This window comes from Acidovorax sp. GW835-FHT14B10, assembly GCF_058793725.1.
The window spans coordinates 112,428-134,141 of the sequence record NZ_JBXAGC010000002.1; the positions used below are offsets into that span (position 1 = coordinate 112,428).

A 21,714-nucleotide genomic window follows, 5' to 3' on the forward strand; every position below is an offset into this window, starting at 1 on the left:
CACTTGCCATACAAACCCTCACGGCCAATTGGGCTTCAAGCCGTCCGTTGCGCCCGCACATAGCCGGCGACCACGCCCAGCAACCGGTCCAGGTGCTGTTGCAGCGGCGCAAAGCCGGCGTTGGGCTCCCGCGTGTCCTCGTCCATGTAGACCGGGCGGCGAATCTCGATCTGCAGGCTGTGGCGCCCCCGCTGCGGCTGGCCGATGCGGCCGATGAGCTCCACGCCCTTGTAGGGCTCGTTGCAGGCCACGCTGTAGCCAAAGCCCCGCAGCGTGTCGCCGATCAGATGGATGAATTCGGGTGCGCAGGTGGTGCCATCGCGGTCGCCCAGCACGAAGTCGGCCAGGGGCGGCGCATTGGTACGGCCCAGGCGCCGGTACACGTCGCTCGGCATGGAGTGCAGGTTCAGATGCCACACGCCGCCAAAGCGCTGCACGCTCGTGTCGATGGCCTGCTGCAGCGCGGCGTGGTAGGGGCGCCAGTAGTTGGCGATGCGCCCCTGCACCTCGGCCACGGTCAGGCGGCGGTCATACAGCGGCGTCGCCACGCCATCCTTGTTGATGCACGCCCACACCAGGCCCAGGCCCTGGCGGGTTTTCTCGCCCGGCGTCAGGGGGCCGGGCCAGTCGCCAGCCAGCATGGCGGGGTCGATATCGAACTCGCTGCGGTTGGGGTCGATATAGGTGCGGGGAAAGGTCGCCGCGATCAGGGTGGCACCATGGGCCGGCGCCTCCTGCCACAGCGTATGGATGTGCGTGTCCTCGCCCCGGCGCAGCAACGACAGGGGCACGACATGGCCAAAGTCGGCCGGGTAGGCCGTGCCGCTGTGCGGCGAGTCGCACACCAGCGGCAGGGCCGCCGCGGTGGGCGCGCGCACCTCGACCGGGGCTTCCGGCCGGGGCTGCAGGAAGTCGGGCAAGACCATCAATCGATACGGATATTGGCCTTCTTGGCCACGCCCTGGTAGCGCGCGATCGCGGCATCGATCTGCTTGGCGAACTGGGCCGGCGTGTTGGCCATGGACTCGCCCGAGATCGCGTTCATGCGCTCGATGTAGTCGGCACTGGCCATGACCTTGTGGGCCGCGTCGTTGAGCTTCTGGATCACGGCCGTGGGCGTACCGGTCGGCGCCACCAGGCCGAACCAGCCGCCGTCGCCCATGCCGGGGTAACCCAGCTCGGTATAGGTGGGCACGTCGGGCAGCACCGGGCTGCGCTTCAGGGCCAGCACCGCCAGCGGGCGCAGCTTGCCCGACTTGATGTGCGGCAGGGTCGAAGGCAGGTTGTCGGTCATGGAATCGACCTGGCCCGCCAGCGCATCGTTGATGGCCTGGCCCGCACCCTTGTAGGGGATGTGCAGCAGGCGGATGTCCGCCAGGTCCATGAAGTTCTCGATGTTGGCGTGGCCCAGCGAGCCGGTACCCGGCGAGGCAAAGGTGTATTTGCCGGGATGGGCCTTGGCCAGGGCGATGAATTCCTTCATGTTCTTGGCGGGCACGCTGGTGTGCACCACGAACACGCTGGGCACGGCCATGACGTTGGTGATGGGGGCGAAATCCTTGACCGCGTCATAGGGCAGCTTGGCGTAGATGGCCGGATTGGCACCGTGGGTGCTCACCGTGGCCATGCCGATGGTGTAGCCATCGGGTGCGGCCTTGGCGATCGCGTCGGCCCCCAGCGAGCCGCCCGCGCCGCCCTTGTTGTCCACCACCACGGCCTTGCCCAGCACCGCCGTCATCTTGTCGGCCAGCATGCGCGCCACCATGTCGGTGGAGCCACCGGCGGCAAACGGCACGATCAGCTTGATCGGACGGGCCGGGTAATCGCTGGCCTGGGCCAGCGCGCCCGGCACACACAGGGCGGCGGCGCTGGCGGCCAGGGTGGCAGCAAGGCAACGGCGAGACATCATGGCTTTCTCCCTTGTAATGAATTGAACGTCCATTCTGGACAATCGCACCAGGGAGGAAAAGCGACAATGCGGCACCCATCCATTACCAACGCTCACCAATCCCACGGCCATGCGCATCCGCTCCCCCTCCCTGTCCGAACTGCACGCCTTCGCCACGGCGGCGCGCCTGGGCAGCTTTTCCCAGGCGGCGGATGAACTGCATGTGACACAGGGCGCCATCAGCCGCGCCATCGCGCGCCTGGAAGAGCACCTGGCGCTGGCCCTGTTTGTACGCGAGGGGCGGCGCAGCGTGCTCACGGCCACCGGCCAGTCGTACCTGGACGCCATCGCCCCCGCCATCGCCGCGATCGAGGCGGCCACCGTGGCCCTGCAGACCCGCCGCGCCGAGCGTGCGCTGCGCCTGTCGGTCCCGCCCACGCTGTTCAGCCACTGGCTGATTCCCCGCCTGCCCGACTTCCACGCCCAGCACCCGGACACCACGCTGTCGTTCGCCCCCTACCGGCGGGACGATCCGCTGCAGGCGCCCGAGATCGATGCCTGGCTGCGCGTGGGCACGCGCGAATGGCCGCGCCACATCCAGGCCGACTATGTGGTGGGGCGCGAACTCGTGCCCATCTGCCGCCCCACCGACCTGCAGGGCCCCCATGCCATCCGCACGGCGCAAGACCTGCTGGCACGCCCGCTGCTGTTCCACACCAATTACCCGGACAACTGGGCCCGCTGGTTCGAGGGCGTGGGCTGCCCGCACCCGCCGCTGGCGCCTGCGGCCGACTTCGAGCTGGTCGCCCTGCTGGTGCAGGCCGTGATCGCGGGGCTCGGGGTGGCGGTCGTCCAGCACTGCCTGGTGGAAAAAGACCTGGCGGCCGGCCGCATTGCCATTGCGGTGCCGCAGTCCGTGGTGATCGACCGTGGCTACTCTCTGTGCCAGCCAGCGGGCCGGGCCGCCCCGGCCGCGTTGCAGGACTTTCGGCTGTGGCTGCTGGCACAGGCACAACCAGGGTCCGCATAGCCCCCGTGCGGCGGCAAGGCGAACACAGCGAAACGGCCCCGAAACCCCACCCCTACGCCCGCCAGCCGCGCACCAGCACCCATTGGCAACTGGCACAGGCCAGCGCCAGCGCCGCATAGGTGAGCATCTTGCCGTCGCGGCCCAGCACCACCAGCCCGGCCACCAGCACGGCGCAGCCAACCACAAAATGAAGAGCTATCTGCGCCCGCCACGTAAGCATCGGCTGGCCTTTGGGTCGTATCCAACGCCCCCCCAGCACCAGCAGCAGGGCCAGCGCCGCAGCGGGTGCCATGAAATTCACAGCGTGGTAAAGAGCGTCCAGAAGACCCATAAAACATGACCCAGATCAAGGTTTGGGCAGACACGGTGCCCGGTACTGCGAACAATTTTATAATCGGCGCTTATGGCAGTCTGGGCCCTCGGCATCAACCACACCACCGCGCCGCTCGACCTGCGCGGCCGGTTTGCGTTTGCGCTCGACCAGATCACGCCCACGCTGCAGGGCCTGCGCCAGTCGCTGGGCCAGAGCAGCCGCCACCCAGGCGTTGAAACCGCCATCATTTCCACCTGCAACCGCACCGAGATCTATTGCGCGGGCGAGCAGGCCGCCATGGACCACACGCTGGGCTGGCTGGCGCAAAGCGGCGGCGTGAGCCCCGCGCTGCTGCGCTCGCACTCCTACACCCTCGAAGACAGCCTGGTGGCACGCCACGCCTTTCGCGTGGCCAGCGGGCTCGACTCGATGGTGCTGGGCGAAGCCCAGATCCTGGGGCAGATGAAAAACGCCGTGCGCGCCGCCGAAACCGCCGGGGCGCTGGGCACCACGCTCAACCAGCTTTTTCAGCGCAGCTTTGCCGTGGCCAAGGAAGTGCGCACCAGCACCGAGATCGGCGCACACAGCATCAGCATGGCCGCCGCCGCCGTGCGCCTGGCGGGCCAGCTGTTTGAAGATCTCAGCAAGATTCGCGTGCTGTTTGTCGGCGCGGGCGAGATGATCGAGCTGGCGGCCACGCACTTCGCGGCCAAGAGCCCCCAGTCGATTGCCATCGCCAACCGCACGCTCGAACGCGGCGAGAAGCTGGCCACGCGTTTTGGCGGCGAGGTGATGCGCCTGTCCGACCTGCCCGAGCGCCTGCACGAATTCGACGCCATCATCAGCTGCACGGCCAGCACCCTGCCCATCATTGGCCTGGGCGCCGTGGAGCGGGCCCTCAAGAAGCGCCGCCACCGCCCCATGTTCATGGTCGACCTGGCCGTGCCGCGCGACATCGAGCCCGAGGTCAAGGCCCTCGGCGACGTGTACCTCTACACCGTGGACGACCTGGCCAGCGTGGTACAGACCGCCCAGGCCAATCGCCAGGCGGCCGTGGCGCAGGCCGAGGCCATCATCGATGCCGGCGTGCAAAGCTTCATGCACTGGATGGAGCTGCGCAGCCCCATCGGACAGGTCGGCGGCGTGGTGCCCCTGATCCAGCAGATCAACGCCCAGACCGACGAATGGCGCGCCCTGGAGATCGCCCGAGCCAAGAAGCTGCTGGCCAAGGGCGAGGATGTGGATGCCGTGCTGGAGGCCCTGTCGCGCGGCCTGGCCCAGAAGATGCTGCACGGCACCATGGCCGAGCTGCGGGCCGGCGACGCCGACATGCGTGCGCAAACCGCGCAGACCGTCTCGCGCCTGTTCCTGCGCTCGCAGAGCAAGACCAGGCTGTAGCGGCGCCCGCCTGCTCCGAATTTCAAGCCAGATCAGCCCTGACGCCTGATCCACAGGCGCATTAAGCTACACATTCAGTAGCATTCACTTCCCCCCTCGCATGAAACCCTTTCTCCGAAGCCAGCTGGAACGCTATGCACAGCGTCTGGGCGAACTGGACTTTCTGCTCTCGCGCGAGGACATCATGGCCGACATGGCGCAGTACCGCGCCATCTCGCGCGAGCACGCCGAAGTCACACAGATTGCGGGCCGCTATGCCCGCTACCAGCAGCGCGAGGCCGACCTGGAGGGCGCGCGCGAGATGCTGGCCGACCCCGACATGGCCGAGATGGCGCAGGAAGAAATCACCTCCGCCGAGACCGAGCTGCTGCAGCTCGCAGACGAACTGCAGCGCCTGCTGCTGCCCAAGGACCCGGACGACGCACGCAATGCGTTTGTGGAAATCCGCGCAGGCACGGGCGGCGATGAATCCGCACTGTTCGCGGGCGACCTCACGCGCATGTACATGCGCTACGCCGACCGCGTGGGCTGGAAAGTCGAAGTGGTCAGCGAGAACGCGGCCGAGCTGGGTGGCTACAAGGAAATCGTGCTGCGCATCGAAGGCGACCAGGTGTATGGCGCCCTCAAGTTCGAGTCCGGCGGCCACCGCGTGCAGCGCGTGCCCGCCACCGAAACCCAGGGCCGCATCCACACCAGCGCCTGCACCGTGGCCGTGATGCCCGAGCCCGACGAGACCGAGGCCATCAAGCTCAACCCGGCAGATCTGCGTATCGACACCTTCCGCGCATCGGGCGCGGGCGGCCAGCACATCAACAAGACCGACTCGGCCGTGCGCGTGGTGCACCTGCCCACCGGCATCGTGGCCGAATGCCAGGACGGGCGCAGCCAGCACAGCAACAAGGCCAAGGCGCTGCAGGTGCTGCAGGCCCGCATCCAGGAAAAGGAACGCAGCGAACGCGCCGCCAAGGAGGCTGCGCTGCGCAAGGGCCTGATCGGCAGCGGCGACCGCAGCGACCGCATCCGCACCTACAACTTCCCGCAGGGGCGCCTGACCGACCACCGCATCAACCTCACGCTCTACAAGCTGCAGTACGTGATGGACGGCGACCTGGCCGACGTGCTGCTGGCCCTGGCCCACGCGCGCGAGGCCGAACAGCTCGAAGAGCTGGAAATGGGCGCCACGGGCTGACGATCTTCCACCAATATTTGAATCAGATGGACCTCTGGCGTTGACCCATCAAGCGCCAACAGCCATCACCACAAGAGTGACCAACACAACCCCCACCCTGGCGCAGGCACTGGACCAGGCCCGCACCCTGGGCCTGGAACGCATCGACGCCCAACTGTTGCTGCTGCACGCCCTGGCCCGCCCCGACGCCGGCCGCGCCTGGCTGCTGGCGCACGACACCGACGCCCTGGACCTCGCGGTGCACGCGCAGTTCCTGGCCCTGTGCCAGCGCCGCACCGCAGGCGAACCCGTGGCCTACCTCACGGGCCGCAAGGAGTTTTACGGCCTGCCCCTGCAGGTGGACGCCCGCGTGCTCGACCCACGCCCCGACACCGAAACGCTGGTGGACTGGGCCCTGGAAGTGATTGCCCCCCTGCCCACCCCGAACGTGCTGGACCTGGGCACCGGCAGCGGCGCCATTGCGCTGGCCCTGCAACACCAGCGCCCCACGGCCCAGGTGTTGGCGGTGGATGCCAGCGCCGATGCCCTGGCCGTGGCGCAGGCCAATGCGCAGCGGCTGGCGCTGCCCGTGCGGTTCCTGCAGGGCCACTGGCTGGCTGCAGTGCAAGGCCGGTTCGAGGCCATCGTTTCCAACCCGCCCTACATTGCCGCCGCCGACCCGCACCTGGCCGCGCTGATCCATGAGCCCCTGCAGGCCCTGGCCAGCGGAGCCGACGGCCTGGACGACATCCGCACCATCGTCGCCCAGGCCCCGGCGCACCTGCAGCCTGGCGGCTGGCTGCTGCTGGAGCATGGCCATGACCAGGCCGGCGCCGTCAGAGCGCTGCTGCAGGCGCGGGGTTTTGCACAGGTGCAAAGCCGCAATGACCTCGCCGGCATCGCGCGTTGCACCGGCGGGCAGTGGCCAACAGTGAAATAATCCCCCCATTGCGGGCCTGCGCCCGTCAGCCCCTTCAAGGAGAACCCCCATGAGCGACACCCAACAACGCATCGACGCCCTCGTGAAGTCCAACGACATCCTGCTGTTCATGAAAGGCAATGCCAGCTTTCCGATGTGCGGCTTCTCGGGCCGCGCCATCCAGATCCTCAAGGCCTGTGGCGTGGACACCAAGGCGCTGACCACCGTCAACGTGCTGGAAGACGAGGAAATCCGCCAGGGCATCAAGGAATACAGCAACTGGCCCACCATTCCCCAGCTGTATGTGAAGGGCGAGTTCATCGGCGGCTCGGACATCATGATGGAGATGTACGAGTCGGGCGAGCTCAAGCAGGTGCTGGGCACCGAGGGCTGACAGCCCGCCGGGCCCTTCCGCCCGCGCATCCTGCGCTGCAAGGCCGCCCCCGGGCGGCCTTTTGCATGGCGGCAGCCGCGGGTGCAGCGCCGCCGGGGCCGCGCACGCGCGCCGCTACACTCACAGGGCCCCGTGGCAGCGCCGCCCGTATCTGCCCGTCGTCCACCTACCATGACCCTGACCCAAAGCCTGCTGGTGATTGGCCTGCTCATCGCGGCCAGTGCCTTCTTTTCGATGGCAGAGATTTCGCTGGCTGCAGCGCGCCGGCTGCGCCTGCGCCAGATGGCGGACGAGGGCGATACCCGCGCCGACCGGGTGCTGCGCCTGCAGGAGCAACCGGGCGACTATTTCACCGTGGTGCAGGTGGGCCAGAACGCGGTGGCCATCCTGGGGGGCATTGTGGGCGAAGGCGCACTGAGCCCGCATTTCACGGCATTGTTCGGGCTGTGGCTGTCGGATGGCAGTGCGCAGAACATCGGTTTTCTGGCGTCGTTCGTGGCCATCACCTCGCTGTTCATCCTGTTTTCCGACCTGTTCCCCAAACGCCTGGGCATGGCCGATCCAGAAAACACCGTGGTGCGGCTGGCGCAGCCCATGGTGTTTCTGATGGCCATGCTGCGCCCGCTCGTATGGTTCTACAGCAAGGGCGCGGACGCCCTGTTTCGCCTGCTGGGCATGTCCTCGCTGCGGGACGACCGCATCACCTCCGACGACATCCTGGCGATGATGGAAGCCGGCGCGCGCGCGGGCGTGCTGGCTGCGCGCGAGCAGCAGGTCATCACCAACGTGTTCGAGCTGGACACGCGCACGGTGTCCAGTGCCATGTCCCCGCGCGACCGCGTGGCGTTCTTCCTGCGCGACGAGCCCGACGCCGTCATCCGCCTGCGCATCGCGGCCGAGCCCTTCTCGACCTACCCGGTATGCGAGGGCGACATCGACCATGTGGTGGGTTACGTGGACGCCAAGGACCTGTTCCAGCGCGTGCTGAACAACCAGCCGATCTCGCTGGCCGATGACAGTCTGGTGCGCAAGGTGCTCATCGTGCCCGACCGGCTCACCCTGTCCGAGGTGCTGGAGCAGTTCCGCCAGGTGCACGAGGACTTTGCCGTGATCGTGAACGAATACAGCCTGGTGGTCGGCGTGGTCACGCTGAACGACGTGATGAGCATCGTGATGGGCGATCTGGTGGGCCCGGCCGATGAAGAACTGATCGTGCGGCGCGACGAAAACTCATGGCTCATCGATGGCGTCACCCCGGTGGAAGACGTGCTGCACGCGCTGAGCCTCGATGAACTGCCGCACAGCGACGAATACAAAACCCTGGCCGGCTTCCTGATGGTGATGCTGCGCCGCGTCCCCCGGCGCACCGACAGCGTGGTCTGGGGCGGCTACAAGTTCGAGGTGCTGGACGTGGACAGCTTCCGCATCGACCAGGTGATGGTGTCGCGCCTGACGCCGGTGCCGGTAGCCAGTGGCAGCGCGGCAACCCCTGCAGAGCCGGCGGCACCATAGATCTTGCGCCCCGTGCCGCCTTGGTGCATCAGGCCGCTGCGGGTTTTTCGCTGAACAGCCAGTTGCGCTGCGCTCCAAACACGGCATCCGGATAGGGCGAGCGCCCCCGGCTGCCGTTGTAGCGACCCAGCGCCATGAAAAGGTCGCCCCGTTCACGATCAAGGTAGTGGCGCAGGATGACGCAGCCAAAGCGCAGGTTGGTCTGCATGTGAAACAGCTTGCCCGGATCACCGTCGCCGATCACGCGCGTCCAGAACGGCATGACCTGCATGTAGCCCCGCGCACCGACGCTGGACACGGCAAACTTGCGAAAGGCGCTCTCCACCTGGATGAGCCCCAAGACCAGCGAGACATCCAGCCCCGCACGTTTGGACTCGTACCACACGGTCTGCAGAAAATCGCGACGCACTTCCCACTCGGGTTTGCGACGGCGCAGGCGGTCGCTCATGGTGCCCAGCCAGCGCAGGTAGTGCAGCCGGGACTCGGTGGTGAAAAACTCCGGCTCGGGCGGCGCGTAGTTGCCCACGGCCGAGGTCAGCGCCGTGCGCACCGAATCCATCAAGGGTTCTTCCAGCTGCCCGCCCGCGTGGGCCTGCGCCGGCGCCACCAGCCATGCAGCCGGCGCGGCCAGCGACACCAGGCACGCTCGGCGGGACACGCCGTTCAGGGCCGATGCGCTGGCAGGCCAATCTCGCTCGCCCGTCATACGGCCATACGTCCCTTCACATGGGCCAGAATGTCGGCGACCGCCACCTTGGTGGCAGCCGCATCACGGCGGTGCTGGTACTCGACCACGCCTTCTTTGAGGCTCTTGTCGCCAATGGTCACGCGGTGCGGCACACCAATCAGCTCCCAATCGGCAAACATGGCACCCGGGCGCTCGCCGCGGTCGTCCAGGATCACGTCGACGCCGGCGGCCAGCAGACCGGCATAAAGCTGCTCGGCCGTGGCCTTGACGGCTTCGCTGCGGTCCATGCCCACCGGGCAGACCACCACGGTGAACGGCGCAATGGCGTCGGGCCAGATGATGCCGCGCTCGTCGTGGTTCTGCTCGATGGCGGCGGCAGGCAGGCGCGTGACGCCAATGCCGTAGCAGCCCATCTCCAGCGGCTGGGGCTTGCCGGTTTCGTCCAGGAAGGTCGCGTTCATGGCCCGGCTGTACTTGGTTCCCAGGTAGAACACATGGCCCACCTCGATGCCACGCTCAATCGCCAGCACCCCCTTGCCGTCGGGCGAGGGGTCGCCCGCCACCACGTTGCGCAGGTCGGCCACCGCATCAGGCTCGGGCAGGTCGCGGCCCCAGTTCACGCCGGTGATGTGGAAGTCGGGCGCATTGGCGCCGCAGATCCAGTCGGCCATCAGGGCGACTTCGCGGTCCACCACGATCTTCAAAGGCTTTTTCAGGCCGATGGGCCCCAGATAACCCGGCTTGCAGCCAAAGTGTTCGTCGATTTCGCCCAGCGTGGCAAAGCGGAAGCCCGCCAGGCCGGGCACCTTGCCGACCTTGATCTCGTTCATGTCATGGTCGCCGCGCAGCAGCAGCAGCCAGACCTGGCTTTTGACGATCTCGCCCGCCTCGTTGGTCTCGTCGGTGGCCAGAACCAGCGACTTGACGGTGGTGCTCAATGGCACGCCCAGCAGCTGCGCCACATCGGCGCAGGTGGCCTTGCCGGGGGTGGCGGTCTTTTCCATCGCCTGGGCGGGTGCGGGACGCGGCCCCGTGGGCGCCAGGGCCTCGGCCTTTTCCATGTTGGCCGCGTAGTCGCTCCCCGGGCAGTAGACGATGGCGTCCTCGCCCGTGGCGGCGATCACCTGGAACTCTTCGGAGAGGTCGCCACCGATGGCGCCGCTGTCGGCGGCCACGGCACGGTAGGTCAGGCCGAAACGGTCAAAGATGCGGCGGTAGGCCTGCGCCATGACCTGGTAGCTGGCCTTGGCCGCCGCCTGGTCCTTGTCAAAGCTGTAGGCGTCCTTCATGGTGAATTCGCGGCCGCGCATGAGGCCGAAACGCGGACGGCGCTCGTCGCGGAACTTGGTCTGGATCTGGTAGAAGTTCTTCGGCAACTGCTTGTAGCTCTTGATCTCCTGGCGCGCAATGTCAGTGATCACTTCTTCGCTCGTAGGCTGGACCACAAAGTCACGGCCATGGCGGTCCTGGATACGCAGCAACTCGGGGCCCATCTTGTCAAACCGCCCTGTCTCCTGCCACAGCTCTGCCGGCTGCACCACCGGCATGGTCAGTTCCACGGCACCGGCACGGTTCATTTCCTCGCGCACGATGGCCTCGACCTTGCGAATCACCCGAAGGCCCATGGGCATGTAGTTATAGATGCCTGCGCCCAGCTTCTTGATCAGACCTGCCCGCATCATGAGTTTGTGGCTGACCACTTCGGCGTCGGCCGGGGCTTCCTTGAGGGTGGAAATGAAGAATTGGGAGGCTTTCATCGAGATCGGCTTCGGGCAGAACGAAATGGTCCACTTGCCGCGCAGTAGGTGCCGTGCATAATGGACACAGTTTAAAAATTGGGGTTTGATTATGCTTGACCGGGACGGCTTTCGGCCGAACGTCGGCATCATCCTGCTCAACCAGAAGAACCAGGTGTTCTGGGGCAAACGCATTCGCACCCACAGCTGGCAGTTTCCGCAAGGTGGCATCGACCGGGGCGAAACCCCCGAGCAGGCCATGTTCCGCGAGCTGCACGAGGAGGTGGGACTGCATCCCAACCATGTGCGCTTGGTCGCACGAACACGGGACTGGTTGCGCTATGAGGTGCCTGACCGGTACATCCGGCGCGACGCGCGCGGACATTACAAGGGCCAGAAACAAATCTGGTATCTGCTTCAACTCGTGGGCCACGATTGGGATCTGAACCTGCGGGCCACCGACCACCCCGAGTTTGATGCCTGGCGCTGGCACGATTATTGGGTGCCGCTGGATGTGGTGGTCGAGTTCAAGCGGGGCGTCTATGAGATGGCCCTGACCGAGCTGGCCCGTTACCTTCCACGCCACGAACAGCGCAACCGGTACCTGCGCAGCGGCATGCGCGCGCGTGACACGGAGCCGCAAGGCAGCCCCACGCACCGTGCGGGCTCCCTGCTGTTGAATCCAGGGGTGGAACTGCCTCCGGGCGCAAGTTTTGACCCAGATCCGCAAAACAGTGTGCCGGCAGAACTGCAAGCCCTGCCGCTCCCCAGCCTGGGTTCGCGACCGGTCTAGAGGGACGGGCAGAAAGAGCCCTTCGGCATGCAGGGCGTGCCGGACAGTCTGATGGCGGCCTTCCTGCGGCCAGCGGACCCAGGTCCCCTGGGTCAACTGCTGTCATCAGCCTGTGGTGAGCACCAGATTGTCCCGGTGCACCATTTCCGACTCCGCAACATAACCGAGCAGCTTTTCAAATTCGGAGGAGGGCTTGCGGCACAAGAGCCGGGCTTCCGCGCTGGCGTAGTTGGCCAGCCCGCGTGCGATCTCCCGCCCCGACGGATCACGCACTGCAATCACTTCGCCACGCGAGAAATCTCCCTCCACCGCCGTCATGCCGATGGGCAGCAGGCTCTTACCTTCATCGCGCAGCTTGGCTGCCGCACCAGCGTCGACCACGACAGCGCCCCGCATCTGCAGATGGTCGGCCATCCACTGCTTGCGCGCCTGCTTTTTGGCCGTCTGGGCCACCAGCAGGGTGCCCAGCGCCTCGCCGTGCACCAGACGCAGCAGCACGTCTTCTTCCCGCCCCCAGGCGATCACGGTGGAAGCCCCGGACCCTGCCGCCCGCTTGGCGGCCAGGATTTTAGTGATCATCCCACCTTTGCCAATGCTGGAGCCCGCCCCGCCGGCCATGGCTTCCAGTGCGGGATCTCCCGCCTGTGCTTCGTGCACGAACTGCGCGGCCGGGTCTTTGCGGGGATCGGCCGTATACAGGCCTTTCTGGTCCGTGAGAATGACCAGTGCATCCGCCTCCACCAGATTGGCGACCAGCGCCCCCAGGGTATCGTTGTCGCCGAACTTGATTTCGTCATTGACCACGGTGTCGTTTTCGTTGATCACCGGCACGACACCCAGGCGCAGCAGGGTCAGCAGGGTCGAACGGGCATTGAGATAACGCTCACGGTCTGCGAGATCGGCGTGGGTGAGCAGCACCTGCGCACTGCCCATGCCTTGTTCACGCAGCTTGGTCTCGTACATCTGCGCCAGCCCCATCTGTCCCACTGCGGCGGCGGCCTGCAACTCGTGGATTTCCTGGGGGCGCACCGTCCAGCCCAGGCGCTTCATGCCCTCAGCAATCGCGCCGCTGGACACCATCACCACCTCGCGGGGTGCGCCGCCGTCACCGCGCACCAGGGCCGCCAGCTGGCGGCTCCACTCGCCGATGGCGGCTTCATCCAGGCCGCGCCCCTCGTTGGTAACGAGACTGGAACCCACTTTCACCACAATGCGGCGGGCATCGCGCAATACGCTGGAAACCATTTTTCGAGTCATTTTTTACCACTAGCGCCTGTACATAAAGCGCCAATAGCTATTATAAGTATAGCAAAATAGACGGCGTGGACAGCACAGCCCGTCAGACGGGGGCATCTCCTGCAAACCGTGGATCCACTTCCTCCGGCTCGTTTTCGATGCGCTGCTCCGACTGCACATGGCGGAAGATGGCATGGATCAGCGGCTCGCAACCCTCGCGTGTCAGCGCAGAGATCTCGAACACCGGCCCTTTCCACTTGAATCGCTTCACAAAATCTTTGACGCGGGCCTCCCGCTCATCGGCGGGCACCATGTCGAGCTTGTTCAGCACCAGCCAGCGCGGCTTGTCGTAGAGCTGCTGGTCGTATTTCTTCAGTTCGTTGACGATGGCCTTGGCCTGGGCCACAGGATCCACCGCGTCGTCAAATGGCGCCAGATCCACAATGTGCAGCAGCAGGCGGGTGCGCTGAAGGTGGCGCAAGAATTGGTGACCCAGCCCCGCCCCTTCCGAGGCACCCTCGATCAGACCGGGAATATCGGCCACCACAAAGCTCTGCTCGGGGCCCACGCGCACCACCCCGAGATTCGGGTGCAACGTGGTGAAAGGGTAGTCGGCGATCTTGGGACGCGCATTGGAAACTGCCGTGATCAAGGTGGACTTGCCCGCGTTCGGCATGCCCAGCAGGCCCACATCGGCAAGCACCTTCAGCTCGAGTTTCAGGTTTTTCTTCTCGCCCGGCCATCCGGGCGTCTTCTGGCGTGGCGCCCGGTTGATGGCGCTTTTGAAACGCATGTTGCCAAAGCCGCCATCGCCACCCTTGGCAATGGTGATGACCTCGCCGGGATTGAGCAATTCATAGAGCACCTCGCCCGTTTCCGCGTCGGTGATGATGGTGCCCACGGGCATCTTCAGGGTGATGTCAGAGCCCGCCGCGCCAAACATGTCGGAGCCCATGCCGTGCTCGCCCCGTTTGGCTTCGTGGCGGCGCGAATAACGGAAATCCACCAGCGTATTGAGATTGGGGTCGGCCACTGCAAACACATGCCCCCCGCGCCCGCCATCGCCCCCATTGGGACCGCCGAATTCCTTGTATTTTTCGTGCCGGAACGACACGCAGCCATTGCCACCATCACCGGCAGCAATGTCAATATAGGCTTCATCGACGAACTTCATGGGGTATCCAGTTTACAAAAGAGCGCAAGCCAGGGAGCGAACCCTCCGGAAAGCACAAAGCCCCGTCCATGCGGGGCACGCGGGCCAGCACCATGGTACCGGCCAGCGCCTTAAACAACAAAGCCCCGACAGGGCGGGGCTTCGATTGCTGCCAGAGGAATCAACCTCAGGCGGGAGTCACATTGACCGTGTGCTTGGACAGCGCACCCTTGGTGCCAAACGACACGTGGCCGTCCACCAGGGCAAACAAGGTGTGGTCCTTGCCCACGCCGACATTGCTGCCGGGGTGGAAGCGCGTACCGCGCTGGCGCACGATGATCGAGCCAGCACTGATCAGTTCACCACCGAACGCCTTGACACCCAGCATCTTTGGCTTGGAGTCGCGCCCGTTTCGCGTAGAGCCGCCGCCTTTTTTCTGTGCCATGACATCAGCTCCTTCTTAAGCAGCAATCGCACCGATTTGCAGCTCGGTGAACTGCTGGCGATGGCCTTGGCGTTTTTGATAGTGCTTGCGACGGCGCATCTTGAAGATGTGCACTTTGTCGTGCTTGCCGTGGGCCACGACAGTGGCTTTCACGGTTGCGCCGGACACCAGGGGAGTACCCACCTTCAGTTCAGCGCCGTTGCCGACAGCCAGAACCTGGTCGATCACAATTTCCTGGCCTACGTCCGCAGCAATCTGTTCTACTTTAATTTTTTCGCCGGAAGCAACGCGATACTGCTTGCCGCCGGTTTTTATGACCGCGTACATGTTGACCTCTTGATATGAGTTCTGCAGACGGATTTCCGCAGAGCCAAAAATTATACCACCAAGCATCAAAACAGCCAACCCCTGCGTGCACCGAACCGCCAAGACATAGGCAATGGCCTGCCTGTGTGCGGTCCTTCCTATAATTCGCAGCACTTTCTGCGTGCCACTTCATCTTGACATCCCCCCTCACCCCCACCGCCACATCACCGCTGACGATCATCAACGACGACATGCGCGAAGTGGACCATGTCATAGCCCAGCGCCTGACAACCAGCGTGCCCCTGGTGGCACAAATCTCCCAATACATCATCGCCGCCGGAGGCAAGCGACTGCGCCCTGCACTGTTGCTGCTGATATGCGGCGCTCTCGGCTATCGGCAGCACCACCGCTTCAGCATGGCCGCCGTAGTCGAACTGATCCATACGGCCACCCTGCTGCACGACGACGTCGTGGATGCATCCACCCTGCGCAGAGGGCGCGCCACAGCCAACCAGACCTTCGGCAACCCTGCGAGCGTGCTGGTGGGCGATTTTCTGCACTCACGTTCATTTCAGATGATGGTGGAGACGGGAAAGATGCGCGTCATGGAAGTGCTGTCCGAAGCCACCAACGTGATTGCCGAAGGCGAGGTCTTGCAGTTGTTGAACATGCACGATGCCTCCCTGGATGCGGCAGGGTACCTGCAGGTCATCCGCTCCAAGACCGCCAAGCTGTTTGAAGCCAGTGCGCGGCTGGGCGCCATTCTTGCCGAAAGCCCCCCCGCAATCGAAGAGGCCTGCGCAAACTATGGGCAGGCCCTCGGCACGGCATTCCAGATCATCGACGATGTACTGGACTATGACGGGGACACCCTGGAAATGGGGAAGAACCTGGGTGATGATCTGCGCGAAGGAAAGTCCACCCTGCCCCTCATCGTGGCCATGCAAAGAGGCACCCCCGAACAGGCGGCCGTCGTGCGACACGCCATCGAAGAAGGCTCCACAGACCGCCTTGACGATGTGGTAGCCATTGTGCGAACCACCGGAGCCCTGGAAGCAGCCCGCACAGCAGCCTTCGCGGAAGCCCGCCGCGCAATGACCGCTGCCGAGCAACTGCCAAAAGGGGACTACTCCACGAGCTTGCTACAATTGGCCGCTCAATTGCTTGAGCGCCGTGCCTGAAATCTGCCGAACCCAGCGGAATTTGTAATCAGCGGTGTCAATGCGCGGGGTGTAGCTTAGCCTGGTAGAGCGCTACGTTCGGGACGTAGAGGCCGGAGGTTCGAATCCTCTCACCCCGACCATTATCCGCACCAATCAAGCGGTATTCCCACCCACTGTGGCAATCCTGCCAATCCGGCAGCGCTGTACAGGGCCCGAGTGCTTGGGGATGATAGGATGGTTTTTTCCACCACTAATTGCCCGGGTTCAATGGCAGCTGTCGATACCGCCCATAAAGAAGCCTCCTCAGTAGCGCTCCCGGGATTGGGCCGCGCACTGATGTCCGCGGGAAAGCTGACACAAAAATCCGCCGAGGAAATTTACAAAAAGTCACAAATCAACCGCACCAGCTTTATTGCTGAACTGACCGGTTCTGGCGTTGTTTCGGCTGCGGATTTGGCGCATACCGTTTCGGCTGTTTTTGGTGCGCCCTTGCTCGATCTGGACGCCATAGATCCGCTGCGCCTTCCCAAAGACCTCCTGGATGCAAAGATTTGCACCGCTTACCGGGTGGTTGTTCTCAGCAAACGAAACAACCGACTGATCGTTGCCACGGCGGACCCAACAGATCAAGAGGCTGCCGAAAAAATCAAATTCACCACCCAAATGGGGGTGGACTGGACTATTGCAGAATACGATAAATTAAACCGTCTGGTTGAGATCAGCACAAAATCCACGGGTGAAGCCATGGATTCGCTGATCAGCGCCGGGGGCGATTTTGAATTTGATGATGTGACAGTGGAAGAGGCCACTGAAAACACCGATGCGACAACCGAAGTTGAAGATGCTCCCATCGTCAAGTTTCTCCACAAGATGCTGCTGGACGCATTCAACATGCGGGCGTCCGATCTGCATTTCGAGCCCTATGAGCACCAATACCGGGTACGTTTTCGCATTGACGGTGAATTGCGCGAAATCGCTTCACCTCCCATTGCTATCAAGGACAAGCTGGCCTCCCGGATCAAGGTGATTTCCCGCCTCGACATTTCCGAAAAACGGGTGCCCCAGGATGGGCGAATGAAACTGAAGGTGGGGCCAGACCGGGTCATCGATTTTCGCGTCAGCACCTTGCCTACCCTGTTTGGCGAGAAAATCGTGATCCGCATTCTCGATCCCAGTAGCGCAAAACTGGGAATCGATGCACTCGGCTATGAGGCGGTGGAGAAAGAGCGCCTGTTGACAGCGATTGGACGTCCTTACGGAATGATTTTGGTCACAGGTCCCACGGGGTCGGGCAAGACCGTTTCGCTCTATACGTGCTTGAATCTGCTCAACAAGCCTGGCGTCAATATCGCCACGGCCGAAGACCCCTCCGAAATCAACCTGCCCGGGGTCAACCAGGTCAACGTGAACGAAAAGGCCGGACTTACTTTTGCCGTCGCCCTCAAGTCTTTTCTGCGCCAAGACCCTGACATTATCATGGTGGGTGAAATTCGGGATCTGGAGACCGCCGATATTTCCATCAAAGCGGCTCAGACAGGGCACTTGGTACTGTCGACCTTGCATACCAATGACGCCCCCACCACGCTGACTCGCATGCGCAACATGGGGATTGCCCCTTTCAACATTGCCTCCAGCGTCATATTGATCACCGCCCAGCGTCTGGCGCGTCGGCTTTGCCCTATTTGCAAGACACCTGCGGATATTCCATATGAGGCACTCGTGGATGCAGGCTACCCCGAGCACGAGCTCGATGGTTCATGGGTCACCTATCGCCCCGTTGGCTGCTCTGCCTGTAACAATGGGTACAAGGGCCGCCTGGGGATCTATCAGGTGATGCCAATCTCTGAAGAGATTCAGCGCATTATCCTGCGCGACGGCAGCGCGCTCGAAATTTCGGAACAGGCCAAGCTGGAGGGTGTGCGCTCCCTGCGTGATGCCGGGCTGCATAAAGCAAAGTTAGGTCTCACTTCCCTGGAAGAAGTGTTGGCAGTGACCAACGAATAATTCAAGAACGAGGGAGCATCATGGCAACCGCAGCATCCAAACGCGACGTCAAGGATTTTGTCTTTGAATGGGAAGGCAAAGACCGCAACGGAAAGATTGTCCGGGGAGAAACTCGCGCAGTCGGTGAAAATCAGGTGCAGGCCATGCTGCGGCGACAAGGTGTTTTTCCCACCAGGATCAAGAAGCGCCGGATGCGCTCGGGCAAGAAGATCAAGCCGAAGGATATTGCACTGTTCACCCGCCAGCTCGCCACCATGATGAAGGCCGGAGTGCCTTTGCTGCAGGCATTCGACATCGTGGGACGAGGCAACACCAATGCCAGTGTGACCAAGTTGCTCAACGATGTGCGTTCGGACGTCGAAACCGGCACCTCCTTGAATGGCGCATTTCGCAAATACCCCATGTATTTCGACAGCCTGTATTGCAACCTGGTCGAAGCGGGCGAGGCAGCGGGTATTCTGGAAGCGCTTCTCGATCGCCTGGCGCTTTATATGGAAAAGACCGAAGCCATCAAATCCAAGATCAAATCGGCACTGATGTACCCGATCTCGGTGGTGATCGTGGCATTTGTGGTGGTCACCGTGATCATGATTTTTGTGATTCCGGCCTTCAAGGAAGTATTCACCTCGTTCGGCGCCGACCTGCCTGCCCCTACCCTGTTCGTCATGGCGATCAGCGAAGTATTCGTGCAGTGGTGGTGGCTGATTTTCGGTGTATTGGGTGGGGGTTTTTACTTTTTCATGCAGGCCTGGCGCCGGAATGAAAAAGTCCAGATGTTCATGGACCGCCTGATGCTGCGCATGCCCATTTTTGGCGCGCTGGTTGAAAAGTCCTGCGTGGCCCGCTGGACCCGAACCCTCTCGACCATGTTTGCCGCGGGCGTGCCCTTGGTGGAGGCGCTCGATTCCGTGGGGGGCGCAGCCGGCAATTCGGTCTATTCCATGGCGACCGACAAGATTCAGCAAGAAGTTTCTACCGGAACGAGCCTGACAGCGGCCATGGGCAATGCCAATATTTTTCCGTCCATGGTGCTGCAGATGTGCGCCATTGGGGAAGAATCGGGGTCCATTGACCACATGCTGGGCAAGGCGGCAGACTTCTATGAAGCGGAAGTGGATGACATGGTGGCCGGCCTCTCCAGCCTGATGGAACCCATCATCATCGTGTTCCTGGGCACGCTGATTGGGGGCATCGTGGTGTCGATGTATCTGCCTATCTTCAAGCTGGGTCAGGTCGTTTAATGGGCGTGGAAATCTTGGCAGAACCCGCCATTGCGGGCCTTGTGGGTCTGCTGCTGGGCAGCTTTCTCAATGTGGTGATTCACCGCTTGCCCCAGATGATGGAGCGCCAATGGGCACAGGAGCACGCGGCATTCGCGGCCGGCACGGATGCCCCGCCAACGCCCGGCACCGAGGCGGCCTTCAATCTGTGGACACCCCGCTCGCGTTGTCCGGCGTGCGGGCATGCGGTGCAGTGGTATGAAAACATCCCGGTGCTGAGCTATCTTTTTCTGCGGGGTCGCTGCTCCGCGTGCAATGTGCGCATCAGCGCACGCTACCCCCTGGTGGAAATCCTGACGGGCGTGCTTTTTGCATTCTGCGCCCACCGGTGGGGACTCACTGCCACAGGTCTGGCATGGGCCGGTTTTTCTGCCGCCATGGTGGCACTGGCGTTCATCGACTGGGACACCACCCTGCTGCCTGACGACATCACCCTGCCCTTGCTGTGGGCTGGTTTGATCGCGTCGGCCATGCACTGGATCGACGTTCCCCTGCTGGCTTCCGTGACGGGTGCTGCTGCGGGCTACCTCTCCCTGTGGCTGGTGTACTGGGCCTTCAAGCTGGCCACCGGCAAGGAAGGCATGGGATATGGTGATTTCAAGCTCTTTGCCGCCCTGGGGGCCTGGTTCGGCTGGCAGGCCCTGGTTCCCATCATTTTGATGTCTTCCGTGATCGGGGCGCTGGTAGGAATCGGCCTCAAGATATTCAACAACTTGCGTGAAGGCGGTTATATCCCTTTCGGCCCTTTCCTCGTGGGTGCCGGCTTGACGGCCATGGTGTTCGGACCCCAGGCCATGTTGCAAACGGTGCTGAACCTGTTCGGTCTGTGACCATGCAGCGGCCAGTGCATGTGGGTCTGACAGGGGGCATTGGCAGCGGCAAAAGCACGCTCGGACAGATGCTTCAGTCCTGCGGGGCAGCCCTGATGGATGCGGATGCCATCGCCCGATCGGTTACCGCACCCGGGGGAGCCGCCATTGCCGACATCCGGACTGCCTTTGGACCGGAGGCCATCGACTCCACCGGCGCCATGGACCGCGCCCGCATGCGGACACTGGCCTTTTCCAGCCCCCAGGCACGCGCCCAGCTTGAAGCCATCGTGCATCCCTGGGTGACCCGGCTGAGCGCGCAGCAAGCACGGGATGCCGCGACCGCAGGACATCGCGCCATCGTCTTCGACATCCCGCTGCTGGTGGAGTCGGGCCGCTGGGTGCGCAAGCTCGACGCCGTGGTGGTGGTGGATTGCAGCACCGAAACACAGATCCACCGCGTCATGGCGCGCAATGGGCTGCAGCGTGCGGCAGTACAGGCCATTCTGGAGACGCAGGCGTCCCGCCAGGCCCGTCGGGCCGCAGCAGACGCCATCGTGGTGAATGATGGGATTTCGCTGGAGGCACTGCGAGGCCATGCAACGCAGCTTGCGCGCCTGTTCGGGCTATGATGATGCGTTAGAGCCTGTTTGTGCTGCCTTTCCATGCCGTGCGCCACCGGCGTCAGAACATCCACTGAGCCCCCAGGAATCCGCCAGCGTGATCCTTTACGAATACCCCTTTAACGAACGCATCAGAACCTACCTGCGACTGGAACAGCTGTTTCGCAGGCTGGGTGAACTGATTCCCCGCCAGCACCCGCTGGACCACCACTTTGCCCTGGTCACCATCTTCGAAATCATGGACGTGGCGGCGCGTGCCGACCTGAAATCCGACGTTCTCAAAGATCTCGAGAAACACAAGCACCAACTCGACAGCTACCGGGGCAATCCCTCCATCTCCGAGGCGGCACTGGATACCGTGGTCGCTCAGCTGGACCACTGCTTCACATCACTCAACCAGCAAACCGGCAAGGCGGGCCATGCCCTGACCGAAAACGACTGGCTGATGAGCATCCGCAGCCGCGTGGGCATCCCTGGTGGCACCTGCGGGTTTGATCTGCCGGCCTACTACACGTGGCAACACAAAGAGGTGGCGGTGCGCCAGCAGGCACTGGAGCAATGGGTCTCCACCCTTGCACCGCTGGCCGAGTCGATTTACGTGCTGCTCAAGCTGCTGCGGGACTCGGGGGTGCCACAAAAGGTGGCCGCCGAGCGGGGCCAGTTCCAGCAAAACCTTCCGCAGGGCCGTACATTCCAGCTGCTGCGCCTGCGCATCGACCCCGCCCTGGAGCTGATCCCGGAGATCAGCGGCAACCGCCTCATTGTGTCGGTGCGCCTGATGCGGCAGGAACCCGATGGACACCTGCAATCGTCCACCGACGATGCCGCGTTCGAGCTCACGCTCTGCGCCTGAAGG

General features: G+C 63.6%; 22 protein-coding genes and 1 tRNA gene. 14 read left to right on the forward strand and 9 right to left on the reverse strand.

Annotation, left to right across the window (positions count from 1 at the left end; all coding sequences use genetic code 11):
• Positions 1-35: 35 nt before the first annotated feature.
• On the reverse strand, positions 36-926 hold the full coding sequence (locus AC1Q5S_RS02420) for an N-formylglutamate amidohydrolase (RefSeq protein ID WP_422203685.1): 891 nt from the start codon (positions 924-926) through the stop codon (positions 36-38).
• A complete protein-coding gene (locus tag AC1Q5S_RS02425; protein WP_492238274.1) occupies positions 926-1,909 on the reverse strand; it encodes a tripartite tricarboxylate transporter substrate binding protein BugE in 984 nt (327 codons plus the stop codon). Before AC1Q5S_RS02425 ends, AC1Q5S_RS02420 begins: the two co-directional genes overlap by 1 nt.
• Positions 1,910-2,018: 109 nt before the next feature.
• On the opposite strand from AC1Q5S_RS02425, the gene AC1Q5S_RS02430 reads away from it, so the two are divergent.
• Entirely contained in the window at positions 2,019-2,918 is a 900-nt protein-coding gene (locus AC1Q5S_RS02430) for a LysR substrate-binding domain-containing protein (RefSeq protein ID WP_492238275.1), read from the forward strand.
• Between the two features lie 52 nt (positions 2,919-2,970).
• Here AC1Q5S_RS02430 and AC1Q5S_RS02435 read toward each other — a convergent pair whose 3' ends face one another.
• Positions 2,971-3,249: a hypothetical protein gene (locus AC1Q5S_RS02435; RefSeq protein WP_492238276.1), complete on the reverse strand. Its 279-nt coding sequence runs from the start codon at positions 3,247-3,249 to the stop codon at positions 2,971-2,973.
• Positions 3,250-3,321: 72 nt separating this feature from the next.
• On the opposite strand from AC1Q5S_RS02435, the gene hemA reads away from it, so the two are divergent.
• The 5 genes from hemA to paeA all read left to right on the forward strand — a co-directional run bounded on the left by hemA (position 3,322) and on the right by paeA (position 8,622).
• On the forward strand, positions 3,322-4,629 hold the full coding sequence (gene hemA / locus AC1Q5S_RS02440; protein WP_303833158.1) for a glutamyl-tRNA reductase: 1,308 nt from the start codon (positions 3,322-3,324) through the stop codon (positions 4,627-4,629).
• Between the two features lie 100 nt (positions 4,630-4,729).
• The gene (gene prfA / locus AC1Q5S_RS02445; RefSeq protein ID WP_492238277.1) at positions 4,730-5,818 is read left to right on the forward strand and encodes a peptide chain release factor 1; all 1,089 of its coding nucleotides are present in this window, start codon (positions 4,730-4,732) and stop codon (positions 5,816-5,818) included.
• Between the two features lie 76 nt (positions 5,819-5,894).
• On the forward strand, positions 5,895-6,737 hold the full coding sequence (prmC, locus tag AC1Q5S_RS02450; protein WP_303835040.1) for a peptide chain release factor N(5)-glutamine methyltransferase: 843 nt from the start codon (positions 5,895-5,897) through the stop codon (positions 6,735-6,737).
• A 49-nt stretch (positions 6,738-6,786) separates the two neighbouring features.
• Positions 6,787-7,110, forward strand: a complete 324-nt coding sequence (gene grxD, locus AC1Q5S_RS02455) for a Grx4 family monothiol glutaredoxin (protein ID WP_026437548.1) — start codon at positions 6,787-6,789, stop codon at positions 7,108-7,110.
• 171 nt (positions 7,111-7,281) lie between these two features.
• Complete coding sequence (gene paeA / locus AC1Q5S_RS02460; RefSeq protein ID WP_492238278.1) at positions 7,282-8,622, forward strand: polyamine export protein PaeA; 1,341 nt, start codon at positions 7,282-7,284, stop codon at positions 8,620-8,622.
• A gap of 28 nt (positions 8,623-8,650) precedes the next feature.
• Here paeA and AC1Q5S_RS02465 read toward each other — a convergent pair whose 3' ends face one another.
• Positions 8,651-9,328 carry a lytic transglycosylase domain-containing protein gene (locus AC1Q5S_RS02465; protein ID WP_492238279.1) on the reverse strand — a complete coding sequence of 226 codons (678 nt, stop codon included), beginning with the start codon at positions 9,326-9,328 and terminating at the stop codon, positions 8,651-8,653.
• Positions 9,325-11,067, reverse strand: coding sequence for a proline--tRNA ligase (locus AC1Q5S_RS02470; RefSeq protein WP_303835045.1), 1,743 nt, complete (start codon positions 11,065-11,067; stop codon positions 9,325-9,327). Before AC1Q5S_RS02470 ends, AC1Q5S_RS02465 begins: the two co-directional genes overlap by 4 nt.
• Positions 11,068-11,158: 91 nt before the next feature.
• Between AC1Q5S_RS02470 and AC1Q5S_RS02475 the strand changes: the two genes are divergently transcribed.
• Positions 11,159-11,839 (forward strand): RNA pyrophosphohydrolase, encoded by a 681-nt coding sequence (locus AC1Q5S_RS02475; protein WP_303835047.1) that lies wholly within the window; start codon positions 11,159-11,161, stop codon positions 11,837-11,839.
• Positions 11,840-11,944: 105 nt separating this feature from the next.
• On the opposite strand, the gene proB is transcribed toward AC1Q5S_RS02475, so the two are convergent.
• The 4 genes from proB to rplU form a co-directional block, all read right to left on the reverse strand.
• Complete coding sequence (proB, locus tag AC1Q5S_RS02480; RefSeq protein WP_492238280.1) at positions 11,945-13,084, reverse strand: glutamate 5-kinase; 1,140 nt, start codon at positions 13,082-13,084, stop codon at positions 11,945-11,947.
• Positions 13,085-13,178: 94 nt separating this feature from the next.
• On the reverse strand, positions 13,179-14,249 hold the full coding sequence (gene cgtA / locus AC1Q5S_RS02485; protein WP_303835051.1) for an Obg family GTPase CgtA: 1,071 nt from the start codon (positions 14,247-14,249) through the stop codon (positions 13,179-13,181).
• Between the two features lie 166 nt (positions 14,250-14,415).
• Positions 14,416-14,673 carry a 50S ribosomal protein L27 gene (gene rpmA / locus AC1Q5S_RS02490; RefSeq protein ID WP_026437555.1) on the reverse strand — a complete coding sequence of 86 codons (258 nt, stop codon included), beginning with the start codon at positions 14,671-14,673 and terminating at the stop codon, positions 14,416-14,418.
• Positions 14,674-14,688: 15 nt separating this feature from the next.
• The gene (gene rplU, locus AC1Q5S_RS02495) at positions 14,689-15,000 is read right to left on the reverse strand and encodes a 50S ribosomal protein L21 (protein ID WP_005794184.1); all 312 of its coding nucleotides are present in this window, start codon (positions 14,998-15,000) and stop codon (positions 14,689-14,691) included.
• A 230-nt stretch (positions 15,001-15,230) separates the two neighbouring features.
• Here rplU and AC1Q5S_RS02500 point away from each other — a divergent pair, with 230 nt between their 5' ends.
• The 7 genes from AC1Q5S_RS02500 (at position 15,231) to zapD (ending at position 21,711) form a co-directional block, all read left to right on the forward strand.
• Positions 15,231-16,160 carry a polyprenyl synthetase family protein gene (locus tag AC1Q5S_RS02500; protein ID WP_422202626.1) on the forward strand — a complete coding sequence of 310 codons (930 nt, stop codon included), beginning with the start codon at positions 15,231-15,233 and terminating at the stop codon, positions 16,158-16,160.
• Positions 16,161-16,205: 45 nt separating this feature from the next.
• Positions 16,206-16,282, forward strand: a tRNA-Pro gene (locus tag AC1Q5S_RS02505).
• Between the two features lie 127 nt (positions 16,283-16,409).
• Positions 16,410-18,146, forward strand: a complete 1,737-nt coding sequence (pilB, locus tag AC1Q5S_RS02510) for a type IV-A pilus assembly ATPase PilB (protein WP_303835117.1) — start codon at positions 16,410-16,412, stop codon at positions 18,144-18,146.
• A gap of 20 nt (positions 18,147-18,166) precedes the next feature.
• The gene (locus AC1Q5S_RS02515; protein ID WP_303835060.1) at positions 18,167-19,387 is read left to right on the forward strand and encodes a type II secretion system F family protein; all 1,221 of its coding nucleotides are present in this window, start codon (positions 18,167-18,169) and stop codon (positions 19,385-19,387) included.
• On the forward strand, positions 19,387-20,256 hold the full coding sequence (locus tag AC1Q5S_RS02520) for a prepilin peptidase (RefSeq protein ID WP_492238281.1): 870 nt from the start codon (positions 19,387-19,389) through the stop codon (positions 20,254-20,256). The genes AC1Q5S_RS02515 and AC1Q5S_RS02520 overlap by 1 nt, the downstream gene beginning before the upstream one ends.
• A gap of 2 nt (positions 20,257-20,258) precedes the next feature.
• On the forward strand, positions 20,259-20,867 hold the full coding sequence (gene coaE, locus AC1Q5S_RS02525) for a dephospho-CoA kinase (protein WP_303835065.1): 609 nt from the start codon (positions 20,259-20,261) through the stop codon (positions 20,865-20,867).
• 88 nt (positions 20,868-20,955) lie between these two features.
• Entirely contained in the window at positions 20,956-21,711 is a 756-nt protein-coding gene (zapD, locus tag AC1Q5S_RS02530) for a cell division protein ZapD (RefSeq protein WP_303835066.1), read from the forward strand.
• Positions 21,712-21,714 lie beyond the last annotated feature (3 nt).

What these genes read in the sequence shown, in the direction of transcription:
- coaE (WP_303835065.1), top strand. Translation starts at nt 20,259, where the DNA reads ATGCAGCGGCCAGTGCATGTGGGTCTGACAGGGGGCATTGGCAGCGGC.
- cgtA (WP_303835051.1), bottom strand. Translation starts at nt 14,249, where the DNA reads ATGAAGTTCGTCGATGAAGCCTATATTGACATTGCTGCCGGTGATGGT.
- hemA (WP_303833158.1), top strand. Translation starts at nt 3,322, where the DNA reads ATGGCAGTCTGGGCCCTCGGCATCAACCACACCACCGCGCCGCTCGAC.
- AC1Q5S_RS02475 (WP_303835047.1), top strand. Translation starts at nt 11,159, where the DNA reads ATGCTTGACCGGGACGGCTTTCGGCCGAACGTCGGCATCATCCTGCTC.
- AC1Q5S_RS02435 (WP_492238276.1), bottom strand. Translation starts at nt 3,249, where the DNA reads ATGGGTCTTCTGGACGCTCTTTACCACGCTGTGAATTTCATGGCACCC.
- AC1Q5S_RS02465 (WP_492238279.1), bottom strand. Translation starts at nt 9,328, where the DNA reads ATGACGGGCGAGCGAGATTGGCCTGCCAGCGCATCGGCCCTGAACGGC.
- AC1Q5S_RS02520 (WP_492238281.1), top strand. Translation starts at nt 19,387, where the DNA reads ATGGGCGTGGAAATCTTGGCAGAACCCGCCATTGCGGGCCTTGTGGGT.
- AC1Q5S_RS02420 (WP_422203685.1), bottom strand. Translation starts at nt 926, where the DNA reads ATGGTCTTGCCCGACTTCCTGCAGCCCCGGCCGGAAGCCCCGGTCGAG.
- grxD (WP_026437548.1), top strand. Translation starts at nt 6,787, where the DNA reads ATGAGCGACACCCAACAACGCATCGACGCCCTCGTGAAGTCCAACGAC.
- rpmA (WP_026437555.1), bottom strand. Translation starts at nt 14,673, where the DNA reads ATGGCACAGAAAAAAGGCGGCGGCTCTACGCGAAACGGGCGCGACTCC.
- AC1Q5S_RS02425 (WP_492238274.1), bottom strand. Translation starts at nt 1,909, where the DNA reads ATGATGTCTCGCCGTTGCCTTGCTGCCACCCTGGCCGCCAGCGCCGCC.
- proB (WP_492238280.1), bottom strand. Translation starts at nt 13,084, where the DNA reads ATGGTTTCCAGCGTATTGCGCGATGCCCGCCGCATTGTGGTGAAAGTG.
- pilB (WP_303835117.1), top strand. Translation starts at nt 16,410, where the DNA reads ATGGCAGCTGTCGATACCGCCCATAAAGAAGCCTCCTCAGTAGCGCTC.
- AC1Q5S_RS02470 (WP_303835045.1), bottom strand. Translation starts at nt 11,067, where the DNA reads ATGAAAGCCTCCCAATTCTTCATTTCCACCCTCAAGGAAGCCCCGGCC.
- AC1Q5S_RS02430 (WP_492238275.1), top strand. Translation starts at nt 2,019, where the DNA reads ATGCGCATCCGCTCCCCCTCCCTGTCCGAACTGCACGCCTTCGCCACG.
- rplU (WP_005794184.1), bottom strand. Translation starts at nt 15,000, where the DNA reads ATGTACGCGGTCATAAAAACCGGCGGCAAGCAGTATCGCGTTGCTTCC.
- paeA (WP_492238278.1), top strand. Translation starts at nt 7,282, where the DNA reads ATGACCCTGACCCAAAGCCTGCTGGTGATTGGCCTGCTCATCGCGGCC.
- AC1Q5S_RS02515 (WP_303835060.1), top strand. Translation starts at nt 18,167, where the DNA reads ATGGCAACCGCAGCATCCAAACGCGACGTCAAGGATTTTGTCTTTGAA.
- prfA (WP_492238277.1), top strand. Translation starts at nt 4,730, where the DNA reads ATGAAACCCTTTCTCCGAAGCCAGCTGGAACGCTATGCACAGCGTCTG.
- AC1Q5S_RS02500 (WP_422202626.1), top strand. Translation starts at nt 15,231, where the DNA reads ATGCGCGAAGTGGACCATGTCATAGCCCAGCGCCTGACAACCAGCGTG.